The 12,472-nt window shown below is 74.5% G+C and carries 11 protein-coding genes; 5 read left to right on the forward strand and 6 right to left on the reverse strand.

From position 1 onward, the window contains the following. The first annotated feature begins 68 nt into the window (after positions 1-68). Together BSL84_RS02420 and BSL84_RS02425 are read left to right on the forward strand one after the other, a co-directional pair. Entirely contained in the window at positions 69-407 is a 339-nt protein-coding gene (locus tag BSL84_RS02420) for a PadR family transcriptional regulator (RefSeq protein WP_030033267.1), read from the forward strand. Continuing rightward, positions 404-1,084: a permease prefix domain 1-containing protein gene (locus tag BSL84_RS02425; protein ID WP_075969690.1), complete on the forward strand. Its 681-nt coding sequence runs from the start codon at positions 404-406 to the stop codon at positions 1,082-1,084. Before BSL84_RS02420 ends, BSL84_RS02425 begins: the two co-directional genes overlap by 4 nt. 58 nt (positions 1,085-1,142) lie before the next feature. Here the strand turns inward: BSL84_RS02425 and BSL84_RS02430 are convergent, their stop codons facing one another. Beyond that, the gene (locus BSL84_RS02430; protein WP_030031616.1) at positions 1,143-3,575 is read right to left on the reverse strand and encodes a SpoIIE family protein phosphatase; all 2,433 of its coding nucleotides are present in this window, start codon (positions 3,573-3,575) and stop codon (positions 1,143-1,145) included. A 297-nt stretch (positions 3,576-3,872) separates the two neighbouring features. After that, positions 3,873-4,730 carry a 2OG-Fe(II) oxygenase gene (locus BSL84_RS02435; RefSeq protein ID WP_079273090.1) on the reverse strand — a complete coding sequence of 286 codons (858 nt, stop codon included), beginning with the start codon at positions 4,728-4,730 and terminating at the stop codon, positions 3,873-3,875. A gap of 329 nt (positions 4,731-5,059) precedes the next feature. Between BSL84_RS02435 and BSL84_RS02440 the strand changes: the two genes are divergently transcribed. Next, the gene (locus BSL84_RS02440) at positions 5,060-5,446 is read left to right on the forward strand and encodes a VOC family protein (protein ID WP_030031685.1); all 387 of its coding nucleotides are present in this window, start codon (positions 5,060-5,062) and stop codon (positions 5,444-5,446) included. Positions 5,447-5,468: 22 nt separating this feature from the next. Here BSL84_RS02440 and BSL84_RS02445 read toward each other — a convergent pair whose 3' ends face one another. From BSL84_RS02445 to BSL84_RS02455, 3 genes are all read right to left on the reverse strand, one after another. Further along, positions 5,469-6,821 (reverse strand): serine hydrolase domain-containing protein, encoded by a 1,353-nt coding sequence (locus BSL84_RS02445; protein WP_079273091.1) that lies wholly within the window; start codon positions 6,819-6,821, stop codon positions 5,469-5,471. Between the two features lie 178 nt (positions 6,822-6,999). Continuing rightward, positions 7,000-7,698 (reverse strand): HAD family hydrolase, encoded by a 699-nt coding sequence (locus tag BSL84_RS02450; RefSeq protein ID WP_030032784.1) that lies wholly within the window; start codon positions 7,696-7,698, stop codon positions 7,000-7,002. Positions 7,699-7,738: 40 nt separating this feature from the next. Further along, positions 7,739-9,193: a L,D-transpeptidase gene (locus BSL84_RS02455; protein WP_234363395.1), complete on the reverse strand. Its 1,455-nt coding sequence runs from the start codon at positions 9,191-9,193 to the stop codon at positions 7,739-7,741. A gap of 157 nt (positions 9,194-9,350) precedes the next feature. On the opposite strand from BSL84_RS02455, the gene BSL84_RS02460 reads away from it, so the two are divergent. Beyond that, a complete protein-coding gene (locus BSL84_RS02460; RefSeq protein ID WP_030032890.1) occupies positions 9,351-9,857 on the forward strand; it encodes a GNAT family N-acetyltransferase in 507 nt (168 codons plus the stop codon). Between the two features lie 80 nt (positions 9,858-9,937). Then, a complete protein-coding gene (locus tag BSL84_RS02465) occupies positions 9,938-10,954 on the forward strand; it encodes an oxidoreductase (protein WP_045321056.1) in 1,017 nt (338 codons plus the stop codon). 37 nt (positions 10,955-10,991) lie between these two features. Here BSL84_RS02465 and BSL84_RS02470 read toward each other — a convergent pair whose 3' ends face one another. Beyond that, entirely contained in the window at positions 10,992-11,840 is an 849-nt protein-coding gene (locus BSL84_RS02470; RefSeq protein WP_045321057.1) for a class I SAM-dependent methyltransferase, read from the reverse strand. Positions 11,841-12,472 lie beyond the last annotated feature (632 nt).

The following is a 12,472-nucleotide window of genomic DNA, read 5'->3' on the forward strand; positions in this document are numbered from 1 at the left end:
GATCGGCTGGCAATAGATTGCCAGGCAACCTATACGACGAGGGCGCGGTTTGGGTAGGCTGCCTGACCATGAAGGCCAGTGAGGTACGCGGGCACCTGGACGGACTGCTGCTGTCCGTACTCGAATCGGGCCCCCTGCACGGATACGCGGTGATCGCCGCGGTGCAGGAGCGCAGCAACGGCGTGCTGGAGCTCCGCAAGGGCACCATCTACCCCGCGCTGAACCGGCTGGAGCGCCTCGGTCTCCTGGACAGCACCTGGGAGTCCGCCGGTGAACGCCGACGGCGCTGCTACGAGCTGACCGAGGCGGGCAGGCGCAGTCTGGACACGGAGCGGCAGGTGTGGCGGGAGTTCACCGCCGCGATCGGCTCGGTGCTCGAACCGGCGCAGCCGCGGACGGCGACGTGAGCGGGCGGTCCCAGGACACGGCGCGCGTCGACCCCATCGAAGCGCACGTGGCCGAACTGGCCGCCGTCCTGCGCGGCACGGACCGCGCGAAGACGCGAATGCTGGCGGAGCTGCGCGAGGGACTGCTCGACGCGGCGGCGGAGCTGGCCCCCGGGCGGGAGCCCGACGACGAGGCGGCACGGGAGGCGGTACGCCAGTTCGGCAGCGTGGCGGAACTGGCGCCGGGCTTCCAGCACGAACTCACGCTGGTCCAGGCCCGTCACACGTCCGGCAGGATCGTGCTCCTCGCGCCCCTCCTGCTCCCCTGCTGGTACGTGCTCGCCGCGGCCGGGCCCACAGCGCACGGGCTGCCGTACGCGGCCCAGGTGCTGCTCGCGCACCTGGGCGGCACCGCTGCGGCCGCCGCGCTGGCGGCAGCGGCGTACCTGGCCGCGACCGGCCCGCTCGCCCGCCGGCTGGCCACCCCAGCCCGGCTGCCGGCCGTGGTCGCCTGGACGGGCACCACCGCCGCCGTCGCCCTGGCGCTGAGCGCGTTCACGCTCACCCTGGCCTCCCTGCTGACGGCGAGCCGGCCGCTCTGCGCACTGGCGGGCGCGGTCGTCATCGTCTTCCACGCGAAGGTCGCGGCGTCGGCCCGCGCCTGTCGCGAGTGCGCCAGGCTGCCCGCCACCGCCTGACCGCCGGAGCGGCGGGCCCAGGCGGGACATCGTGCCCGTGGCCGGGTTGGTTTCCGCGTCAGCCGGACGGGGCGCGCCAGGGGATCTCGGCCCAGACCTGCTTGCCGCCGCTGAGGGGGACCGAGCCCCAGGCCGCCGCCGTCGCCTCCACGATGAGCAGTCCGCGTCCGCCGGTCGACTCCCAGCTCACCGACACCGGTTTGACGGGGCTGCGCGGCGACGCGTCGTTCACGGAGATGCGCAGCCGGTCCGTGGACAGGGTCAGGTCCATGCCCACCTCGCCCTGCGTGTGCGCGATGGCGTTGGTGACCAGTTCGGAGACGATCAGCAGAGCCGTGTCGGCTTCGTCCACCACTCCCCAGGACCGCAGGGTGCGCGCGGTGAAGCGGCGGGCGTGCAGGACCGCCTTGGGCAGCCGCCACACCGTCCAGTGGCTCCGCTTGGGCCGGCCGCCCGTTCCGTCGTAGCGCAGGAGCAGCAGCGCCACGTCGTCGTCGCGCCTGCCCACGCCCATGACCAGTTCGTCGGCGACCCCGCCCGCGTCGACCGGGTCGGCCTCCGCGAGGGTCTCGCACACCCGCCGCATGCCCTCCTCCAGGGGCAGCCGGGCGGATTCGACCAGGCCGTCGGTGAGCAGGACGAGCAGGGTTCCGGGGAGCAGCCCCGTCTCGGTCATCGGGAACTCGGCTTCCGCGAGCACGCCCAGGGGCGGCCCCCCTTCGACGGCCATCTCCTCGGTGACTCCGTCGGGGTGGCGCACCACCGGCGGGAGGTGGCCGGCCCGTACGACGCGGGCGATGCCCTCCTCCATGTCGAGGTCCACATAGGTGCACGTGGCGAAGAGGTCGGTCTCCATGCCGACGAGCAGCCGGTTCGCCCGCGAGACCACCACGTCGGGCGGGTGGCCCTCCACCGCGTACGCCCTGACCGCCGTACGCATCTGGCCCATGATGGTGGCGGCTCCGGCGCTGTGCCCCTGCACGTCCCCGATGACGAAGGCCACGTGTCCGTCGCCGAGCGGGATGACGTCGTACCAGTCGCCGCCGACCTCCAGTCCCGCCGTCGCGGGCAGGTAGCGGGCGACGGCGACCCCGCCCGGCAGCTCGGGGAGCTTGCGGGGCAGCAGGCTGCGCTGGAGCATGGTCGCGAGTTCGTGGCCCGCGTCCAGCGCGTGGGCCCGTACCAGGGCCTGACCGACCAGTCCGGCGGTCGCGGTCAGCAGTGAGCGCTCCTCGGGGGCGAAGCGGTGCTCCTCGTCCCACCCCACGAGGCACACTCCGACCAGCCTCCCCTCGGCGGGCAGCGGCAGCACGGCGAGGCCGCCGGGCCCCACGCCCAGGAGTCCGGGTTCGAGGGTCGCGCCGGGCGGCCACAGGGTCATGTGGCCGGCCCGCAGCGCGCTCTCCAGGGTGGGGAGGTCCCCGAGGGCGACATCGGGCCACTCCGAGCGCCATTCGGCGCGCCAGCTCTCCGGCCAGGCGTCGGGCTCCGGCGGGTCGAGGGCGGTGACGATGAGCCGTTCGGGTTCCAGTTCGCCGACCGCGACCCGGGAGGCGCCCAGCGGCTCGCGCAGGGCGGCCACGGCCAGCCGGCTGACCTCCCGGATCGTCGCGGCTCCCGCGAGGGTGGCCGAGAGGCGCTGGACGAGGGACACCTCGTCGGCGCTGGGCCGCAGGTAGGAGGCGTCGGCCACCACGCCCAGGACGCGCAGGGGTGTGCCGTCGGGATCCACCTCGACCCTGCAGCGCAGGCCCAGCCAGCGCAGCTCGCCGTTGGGGCGGCGGATCCGGAAGGCCAGCTGCTGTCCGGTGGCGGCCAGCCGGTCCGGTTCCACGACGGCCATCAGCGCGGGCATGTCGTCGGGGACGGCGCAGGCGAGCAGGCTCTCCACCTGCCCGTCGAACTGCTCGGGGGCCAGGCCGAGCAGTTCCAGGACGTGGGCGTGGGCCTCCATGCGGCCGGTGCCCAGGTCCAGGATGAAGGCTCCGCCCTGGTCGGGGACCAGGGACTGGACCAGGTGCGCCTGGGGGGCTCGGCGCCCGGCGAAGCGGGCGGCGACGGATTCGAGTCCGGCGGCCACCTGGTCGGCGTACAGCTCCAGGAGGCTGCGGTCGTCGGCGCTGAAGCCCTCGCCGACGTCGCCGGCTACGACGAGGCAGCCGAGCTCCTGGTCGCCGTGTCCCAGGGGCAGGGCGCCCAGGGAGATTCTGGCCGGAGAGGTCGGGGCCCCGTTGCGGACCCGGGTGGGGAAGTGGTGGGGGTCCTCCTCGATGAACTCGGCGAGTTCCTTGGGCGTGAGCCAGAGCGGGCGGCCGGAGCGGAAGGCGTTGGCGGCGGGTGAGTGGCCGGCCACGGCGAGGATGGCGGGCAGTCCGTAGAGGACCCCCCGGTTGCCGGTCAGCTCGGCCAGATGGAGTTCCCTGTCCTGGTCGGCGGCCACGTAGACGGCGGCGAGCTGAGCCCCGCAGAACGCAAAGCGATGCCTGGTCACTGGCCGTGTCGCCTCCTCCCGAGGCCGTCCCGTCGAGCGCCGGGGTCTCCCCTCCATGCTGTCGCGCCCTGGACCCTCGGGGCGAGTCGGGAGCCCGGCGGGACGGCGGTACGGGGTCCCGCGGACGGGGGTACGGCGCGACGGGCGCGGCCACGCGGAGGACGGAGCGGGGCCGCGCGGGCCGGGATCCGGCGGCGGTCATGCCCGGCCGGCGCGCCCTGCGCATCGAACCGGCGCGAATCCGCAGAGGTCCCCCGCGGTTCCGCACCGGTTCGGGCCGCGCGCGGTCGCCGTGCCCTACCGCGACCGGCGGGGCACGGGAAGGGTGAGGCGCGTGTCCGGGTCCGCGGCCGGCAGCGCGATGGGGCTGGCGCCGTCGTGGTCGTGCTCCACGTCCGCGAGCGGGCGGGTGCGCTCGGCCGCATGGGCGAGCCAGGACCAGATGCGGAAGGTGTCGTCGGGGCCGGGGGCCGCGGTGCCGGGGCCGCTGATCCACGTGGTGAGGGTGAAGCGGTGGTCGGCGAAGTGTCCGCTGGGGCAGGTGGACGGGACGACCTCGTGGAAGGCGCCGGCCGGGAAGAAGACGATGGTGTCGTGCTCCGGCTCGATGGTCCGGTAGGACTCGGCCGGCCGGGCGCCGCCGTCGGCGAGCAGGGTGTCGTACAGCCGGAGCTGCCCGCCGCCGAAGCCGCGCGGCTTGCGGTGGAGGTAGTACACGGCGGACAGGGCCGTACCGACGTCGCGGACCCGGGAGGCGTCGGTGTGGATGCCGTAGTGGCCTCCCTCACCGTGGGACGTGAGGACCGTCAGGGTCTGCGTGAGGGCCGCCCGGTGGCCGAGGATGTCCTGGACGAGGGGCAGGCAGTCGGCCAGGTGCGCGCTGAACACCGAGCTGGTGACGGGCAGGACGAGGGAGCTGCGGCCCTTGTGGGAGACCTGTCCCGAGAGGGGGTCGAGGACCGTGCCCGCGTTGAACTCGGCCTCCCGGGATATCGCGTAGGACAGCAGGGAGTCGGCGCGTTCGGCGCCGAGGAAGTTCTCGAAGCGGCACACCGGTGCCGGTACCACGGGAGCCGTGGACCACTGATCGGAGGGGGGCAGGGCCTGGATGCCGATTTCCGCCGGGGTGGCCGATTCCATCGCGTATCCGCTCATGGCCCGGAACCGTACGCGCGCTGGCGGGAGCCGCCGAAGGGGCACATGGGGGGCGCACGGGGGAACACCGGGCCGGTCCCATGCGCTTACGGGCGCTGACAGGCCCGTACCCGTCGTGCGGGGTCGCCCCGTACCGCGTGACGCGCCTCGCGGGGCGTACGCCGGCGCACCGCGGCATCGCCCTGTCGCCCCTTCGACCCCTGGGCCCGTCGGCCCGTCGGCCCGTCGCCCGTCGCCCGGATGCCCGCGGGCGGGCCGCGGGATCCGGGGGGACGATGGGGCATAGCGGGCGGCGTTCGGCCGGGCCCGGACCGGCGGAGGGAGAGGCCATGCTGGGAGACAGCAAGGCGTTCAGCGGCTTTTCGGTCGACAGCGTCGACGCCGCGAAGGACTTCTACGGCTCGACCCTCGGACTGCGGGTCTCCGAGGACAACGGATTGCTCTCCCTCCACCTCGGCGGCGGCGCCGACGTGCTGGTGTACCCCAAGGAGAACCACACGCCGGCGACCTTCACCGTGCTGAACTTCCCGGTGCCCGACATCGACCGGGCCGTCGACGGCCTCAGCGCGCGCGGAGTGGTCTTCGAGCGCTACGACGGCTTCGGGCAGAACGACAAGGGGATCTCCCGCGACGAGGGCGGGCCCCCGATCGCCTGGTTCAAGGACCCGGCCGGGAACGTCCTCTCCGTGCTGGAGGTGGGCGGGGCCGACGCTTGAACGTGCGCGACCCGGCCCGGGATCAGCGGGCGGTGAGTGCCGGCAGTGCCGGTGACAGGGCGGCCGGGCCCTCGACGGAACCCTTCTCCGGAGCCCCCGGCGCGGTCGTGCCGCACAGCGCCTGGTCGCGGTAGCGGACCATGGCGGCGTCGGCCGGGTGCGGGTCGAGCGCCGTGCCCGCCTCGTTGGGGCGCTGGTACTTCAGCAGGTTGTACCCGAGGGCGAACTGCCGGGTGCCGTCCGGCCTGGACAGGGCCGTGGTGCCGGCGCCGAAGACGCCGCCGTCGTGGCCCCAGGCCGGGCCGCACGGCGTGTCCACGGAGTAGATGCCGAGGCCGTAGCGCAGGGCCACGGCTCCCGTCTCGTCCTTGACCTCGACGGTGGTGCGCATCTGGTCCAACTGGCGGCGCGGCAGGAGGTCGCCGGTCAGCAGGGTCCTGTAGAAGGCGTTCAGGTCCTGGGGGGTGGAGACGAGGGCGCCCGCGGTGCCGGCCCAGGTCATGTTGTAGACGCTGTAGTCGCGCGGCGGGTCGATGAGCCCGTAGAAGCTCTCGTACATGCGGGCGTGGGAGCCGCGGATGTGCGGGTCGGTGCCGGGGAAATAGGTGTCGCGCAGACCCGCCCGCCGGATGACGTCCTTGGTGATCAGCCGCTCCGGGTCCTGGCCGGTCACCTTGCGCAGGATCTCGCCCAGCAGCACGTAGTTGGTGTTGGAGTAGCTCCAGTCGGTGCCGGGTTCGAACCGCTGCGGCCGGGCCGTCCCGTAGCCGATCAGCTCGGTGGGCCGGATCGTGCGGAAGCGGTGGTCGTCCAGGCTCGCGGTGGTGTCCTCCCGGAGCGAGGGGAAGGCGTCCGCGACGTAGTCCTCGATGCCGCTGGTGTGGTTGAGGAGCATGCGCACGGTCACCTTGCGGCCGCGCTCGCCGGGCAGGAGGTCGGGCACGTAGTCGCCGACCGGCCGGTCCAGGTCTATGCGGCCCCGGGCGTTCTGCTGGAGCACGGCGACGGCGGTGAAGGTCTTGGTGACACTGCCGACGCGGTGGCGCAGGTCGGCGCGGACCGGGCGCCCGGTGGAGAGGTCGGCGATGCCGGCGGCGCCGTCGAAGCGCTCCCTGCCGTCCCGGGCCGCGGAGAAGACGCCGTACACGCCGGCGTCCCGGACCGCGTTGAGCCCCGCCTGGAGCTGGGCCCGGTCCAGACGGCGGCCGGCGGCTTCCGCCTGGGCCTGTGCCTGGGCCTGGGTGGCCGGGGTGGCCGGGCCCGCGGCGCTCGCGGCGGGAGCGAGGCCCGCCAACAGGGCCGCGGCGACGGCGGTCGCCGAGGCAGCGCGGCGCAGGCGCCGTGAGGGTCGGGCGACGGGACGGGTGTGGCTCATGGCGGCTCCTCGTCGGCGGCCCGGGGTGGGCCGGTGTTCGGTACACCTCGATTCTTCGAGACCGGCCGCGGCGGAACTTCCTCCGTCAGGACGAAACGGGCGTCAACCTCCAGAAGGAGAAGCACCTTGACGATCCATTACATTTGTCACGCCCCCGCGTTCCCGGGCCGTGCGGGCGCTATCCGAGCAGGTCCAGCAGGGGTGTGAGGCCGTGCGGGCGCCGGTCGACCGGGAGGTGGTCGACGAAGTGCACCGGGCATCCGAGGGCCGCGGCGCCGCCGTCCGCGGTGCGGTGGTCACCGACCATCAGCACGTCGGCGGGCGCCAGGGCGAGCCGGTCGCAGGCGGCCCGGAAGATCCGCGGATCGGGCTTCTGCACGCCCAGTTCGAAGGAGAGCACATACGCGTCGACCAGCTCGTCCAGACCGTGCGTACGGAAGATCGGCCGCAGGTCCCAGCCGATGTTGCTGACGACGGCCACCGGGATGCCCCGCCGCCGCAGTTCGCGCAGCGTCGGACCGGTGTCCGGGTAGGGCCGCCAGGCGGAGGGGCTCATGTGGCGGTCGTAGAGCGCCTGGGCCAGCTCCGGCCCGGGCTCGGGCAGGCCCGCCGCCAGCGCCAGGCCGCCGTACGCGGCGCGGTGCTGAGCGGCGCTCACGTCCCGTACGTCCCAGAGGGGCTCCAGGTGCGCCGGCATCCGCCGGGGCGCGGGGCCGCCCGGGAGGGCGCCGTACTCCGTCAGCCGGCCCGCCGCCGCGCGGAACTCCTCCTCGGACAGCCGGACTCCGGCCGCGGCGAGACCCGCGCGGAGCCAGTCCTCGGTCGACTCGATGCGCAGCAGCGTCCCGGAGAAGTCGAACATCACACCTCTGATCATGCGGTGATCGTAAGCGAGGCGGGGTGCCCGGCGGCCCGGATCAGGTCGTCGGGTGCAGGCGGGGGGCGGTGGGCGGCGAGCTCTGCGGGGGCGCGTCCGCGCCGGCCAGGGCGCTGCCGGCCAGCCAGCTCCGCCAGTCCACGTTCCAGTCGCCGAAGCCGTTGCCGAAGGGGTCCATCTTCGCCCCGCCGCTGTTGACCACCTCCACGATGTCCCCTTCGCGGACCGTCTCGAAGAACCAGGCGGCGTTCTCGGTGCTCATGCCCGTGCAGCCGTGGCTGACGTTCTCCTCGCCCTGCGACTCGACCGACCAGGGCGCCGCGTGGATGTACTCGCCGCTCCAGGTCACCCGCGTCGCGTAGGAGACGGCCAGGTCGTAGAACTCCTTGGTGCCGCGCTGGATACCGACGGTGTCGCCGCGCATGCGGACCTTGGGCTCCTTGCGCAGGACGACCTTGATGCCGCTGCGGGTCCTGAACCCCTCCTTGCCGGTGGTGACCGGGATCGTCCTGATGACGCGTCCGTTGCGGCGTACGGTCATGCGGTGGGCGGCGGAGTCGGTGACGGCCTCGATCCGGTCCCCGATGGTGAACTCCAGGTCCTCGGAGGGGCCTCCGTAGGTGTCGTCACCGAGCTCCACCCCGTCGAGTCCGCTGCGGACGCGCACCACCGTGTGCGCGGGCCAGTACGTACGCGGCCGGAAGTGCAGGGTCGAGTCGTCGACCCAGTGCCAGGCGCCCTCGACCTGCGGCTCGGAGGTGACCTCCAGCGCCTGCTCCAGCCGGGCGCGCGCGACCGGGTCGCCGGCCGGAACGGGCCTGCTGAGGGCGGCCGTCACGATCTCGCCCGCCCCGTACGTGCCGGGACGCGGCCCGAACTCGACGGTCAGCCTGCCCCCGTCCGCGGGCGGCGCGGTCCGGAACGCCATGGTCACGCCGACCGCACTGCCGGCCGCGTCCTGCGCGCCGACCTGCACGGTGTAGGTCTCCCCCGCCCGCAGCGACTCGGTGTTCAGCCAGCGGTCGCCGTGCGGGCCGAGCGCGCCGGCCAGGTGGCGGCCGCGCCCGTCGCGGACGGTCACGTCCGTGATGCTGCCCGGTTCGGTGAGGGTGATCTCAAGGGGGCCTCCGGGGTCGGTGGGCAGCTCCCGTGCCCGGGCGCCGCGGGCGGCGTCGGCGAGGACCGGCTCCCGCAGTACGGATCCCACCCCGCCCGCGGTGGCCCGTACCCGCTGCTCCTGCCAGCCGCTGCACAGCCCGGGGCGGAACACCCGGGCCGCGCACCGCCCTTCGCCCGCCCCGTGGGCCCCCTCCAGCACCCTGCCTACCACGAGGGTGAGCGCCGCCTCCCGCGGGGGCCCCGCGGGTTTCGCGTCCGCGGGGGTCTCGTCGGGTGCGCGGCCGGGCGCCGCGGCGACGACGAGCATGGCCCCCGTCACCGCGGCGGTCAGGGCGCCCCACACCTTGGCCGGTCGTGTCCGTCGCATTCGTGGCATAGCCGTATCAAACCGATGGATCGCCAACATGATGATCATGCGCTCGGTGCCGGGGCCGAACGAGCACCCGAAGTGAACTCGGACGGAGCACAGACCGCCGCGTCCGGGCCGCGGAAAACCGCGTGCCCGCGGACGCCGCGCGGCCGACAATGACGCCATGCCCGTACGCGCGGTACATCCGGACGAACTGACGGTCCTCCAGGACATCGAGAGGGCGGCCGGGCGCTGCTTCCGGGACATCGGCATGCCGGAGATCGCCGACGACGAGCCGCTGACACAGGACGAGCTCGCCCCCTACCGGGAGGCCGGGCTCGCCTGGGTGGCGGTGGACGGCGACGACGCCCCGGTCGCGTACCTCCTCGCCGAGCGCGTCGACGGCTGCCTCCACGTGGAACAGGTGTCCGTGCACCCCGGCCACGCCCGCCGGGGCGTCGGCCGGTCCCTGCTGGAACACCTGGCCGAGGTGGCCGCGGGTGAGGGCGTGCCCGCGCTGACGCTCACCACCTTCGCCGAGGTGCCGTGGAACGCCCCGTACTACGCCCGTTGCGGCTTCCGCCTCCTCGGCGCGGACGCGCTCACCCCGGGCCTGCGGGAGATCCGGGCCCGCGAGGCGGCACACGGCCTGGACCGGTGGCCGCGCGTGTGCATGCGACGCGATCTCTGAGCCGGAGCGGATCGGCGCTCCGCCTTCGCCGGCCGCGAACCGGGGTCGCATGCACGCCGGCGGTGTGCTGGGGTGGGCTGATGGACCTTCTGATACTGGGCGGAACCGCGTGGGTGGGCCGGGAGATCTCGCGGCAGGCGGTGGAGCGCGGACACGCGGTGACATGCCTGGCGCGCGGTGAGAGCGGCGAAGTCACCTCCGGGGCCCGGCTGGTGGCGGCGGACCGCGAGGACGCGTCCGCCTACGCCGGACTCCTCGACCGTGACTGGGACGCCGTGGTCGAGGTGTCGTGGCAGCCGGCGTTCGTCCGCGGCGCGCTGGCGGCGCTGGCGGGGCGGGTACGGCACTGGACCTACGTCTCGTCGGTCAGCGCCTACGCCGATCACGGGACGCCCGGTGCCGACGAGTCGGCGGCGCTCCTGGCGCCCACGGAGCTGCCGTACGTGGGGCGGGAGGCGTACGGGGAGGCCAAGGCCGCCTGTGAGGCGGCCTTGCGCGCGTCCGTCGGGGACCGTCTCGCCGTCGCACGGGCCGGCCTCATCGGCGGCCCGGGCGACCGGTCGGGGCGCTCGGGGTACTGGGTGGCCCGCGCCGCGCGGACGGTGGAGCAGCCCATGCTCGTACCGCACTCTCCCGGGCTGCCGACGCAGGTGGTGGACGTACGGGATCTCGCGGGCTGGCTGCTGGACCTCGCGGAGGCGGGCACGGTCGGGACGTACGACGCCGTGGGGCCCGCCGTGCCGTTCGGTGAGTGGGTCGGCCTGTCCCGGCGGGTGGCCGGGCACACCGGGGAGGTGGCGGCGGCCGACCCGCGGTGGCTGCTGGAACAGGGGGTCGGGCCGTACATGGGCCCGGAGTCGATGGCCATGTGGATGCCCGAGCCGGGCTGGGAGGGCTTCGGCGCCCGCAGCGGAGCCGCCGCGCGTGCGGCCGGGCTGCGGCACCGGCCGCGTGCGCGGATGCTCGCGGACCTGCTGGAGTGGGAGCGCGCCGAGGGCCTGGACCGCTCCCGCCGGGCCGGCCTGAGCACCGCCCGCGAACGCGAACTCCTCACGGCGCTCACGGCGCTCACGGCGCCCACCGCCCGCGGCGACTGAGGCCCGGGGGCGGTCGACGGCGCGCTCAGCGGCGCGGTCAGCGGCGGGGCCTCGTCGCGAAGGCGGCCCCGATCCGCAGGGTCCGGTCGTACGTGCCGCGGGGTTCGTGGTCGAGCAGGGCCCGGCGCAGTTCCGCCCCGAAGGCGGCCGTGCGGTCGCCCAGTACGGCCGGGCTGGTGGCGGGCAGGGAGAGCTGGAGGCCGATCACCTCGTCCACGGTGCGGCGGAGGGTCTGGTCCCACTGGTGGGTCTCGACGCGGGAGAGCGGTGACTTCTCCAGGCGCTCCACCAGGTCGTCCCAGTCGGACGCCCCGCCCGCCTGGCGCGCCCCGGGCACTGGGCCATGACCGCGCGGGTCCGCCCGCCCGGCGGGCGCCGGCGCTCCTTCTCGGACACCTCCCAGGAACCGGTCGCGCACCTCCTCGACGACGGCCAGCCAGGGCGGCCGCGGGTCGCCGGGCCGGTGCAGTGAGGTGACGACGGCGATGCCGCCCCGGGGTGCGAGCACCTCGTCCAGGTCGGCGGGCACCCGCCTGCGGTCCATCCGGTGGAAGGCCCTGCCGATGACGCAGAGATCGATCCGGGGCAGGCACAACCGGGTGACGGCGGCGTCGTCGCCGCGCAGCCACGAGATGTTCGTGAGGCCGCGCTCCTCGGCCAGGCGGGTCCCCTCGGCCAGCATCGCCGGCTCCGGGTCGACGGCGTACACGTGGTCGGCCAGGGGAGCCAGGGCGAGGCTGAGCGTGCCGGGGCCGGCGCCGAGATCCAGGACGGTCTGGGAGCCGTCAAGCGCGAAGCGGTCCGCGAGCAGGTTGTGGAACTCCTGCGGATACGGCGGCCGGTAGCGGGCGTAGTAGGGGGCGGCGGACGCGAACGGGGTGCTCATGGGGTCCTCCCTGGCGGTGGCGCACCCGCCGATCGTGGAGCACGGAGCAGGATTCGGCGGCGACTGGCGCCCCGAATCCCCCGAAGGGATGTGTGCACGGCGTCACCGGAGCGCCGTTCCCGTCATCCGGGGTCTGCCGGACCGCAGGCGGCTGCGGATGTGAAGAAGCTGAGGCTGTGAGCCGGCCGGGGTCGTGGACGGCATGGCGGACGGGGAGTTCGGATCCGTCGCGGTGGGAGATCGGGACACCGGCGTGCTCCCGGTAGAGCGGCCCGGCCACGGGGTCGTTGAGGACGTCGTACGCGAGGCGGCCGAGCCGGTCGGAGCGTCACGCTGTGCCTGAGGCGGGGCAGCATGGCCGGCGCCCACGCGGTCTCCCGGTCCAGCAGGACGTCGGTGCGGGCCTCGTGTCCAGGAGCAGCCGGCGCATGATGTCGGAGGGGACCTGCCCGCGGGGGAAGAAGCGGCGGAAGTCCTCGTTGTCGGTGACCCGCTGCCACGCCCCGGCGATGGGCGTTCCCGAGCTCCGGTGCGGCACATGGGGCGGGCTCACCGCCTGCGCTCCGGAAATGCGGTGGCCACGGGGCCGGTGCACCCTTGATGTGACAACGCACCGTGGCGGCCCGCGGCAC

Source organism: Streptomyces sp. TN58, from assembly GCF_001941845.1.
In the GTDB taxonomy this organism is placed as follows: Bacteria; Actinomycetota; Actinomycetes; order Streptomycetales; family Streptomycetaceae; genus Streptomyces.

Excerpts from the sequence above, each read along its gene's own strand:
- BSL84_RS02420 (WP_030033267.1), top strand. The coding sequence starts at position 69 with ATGAAGGCCAGTGAGGTACGCGGGCACCTGGACGGACTGCTGCTGTCC.
- BSL84_RS02470 (WP_045321057.1), bottom strand. The coding sequence starts at position 11,840 with ATGAGCACCCCGTTCGCGTCCGCCGCCCCCTACTACGCCCGCTACCGG.
- BSL84_RS02440 (WP_030031685.1), top strand. The coding sequence starts at position 5,060 with ATGCTGGGAGACAGCAAGGCGTTCAGCGGCTTTTCGGTCGACAGCGTC.
- BSL84_RS02465 (WP_045321056.1), top strand. The coding sequence starts at position 9,938 with ATGGACCTTCTGATACTGGGCGGAACCGCGTGGGTGGGCCGGGAGATC.
- BSL84_RS02455 (WP_234363395.1), bottom strand. The coding sequence starts at position 9,193 with ATGCCACGAATGCGACGGACACGACCGGCCAAGGTGTGGGGCGCCCTG.
- BSL84_RS02445 (WP_079273091.1), bottom strand. The coding sequence starts at position 6,821 with ATGAGCCACACCCGTCCCGTCGCCCGACCCTCACGGCGCCTGCGCCGC.
- BSL84_RS02435 (WP_079273090.1), bottom strand. The coding sequence starts at position 4,730 with ATGAGCGGATACGCGATGGAATCGGCCACCCCGGCGGAAATCGGCATC.
- BSL84_RS02460 (WP_030032890.1), top strand. The coding sequence starts at position 9,351 with ATGCCCGTACGCGCGGTACATCCGGACGAACTGACGGTCCTCCAGGAC.
- BSL84_RS02450 (WP_030032784.1), bottom strand. The coding sequence starts at position 7,698 with ATGATCAGAGGTGTGATGTTCGACTTCTCCGGGACGCTGCTGCGCATC.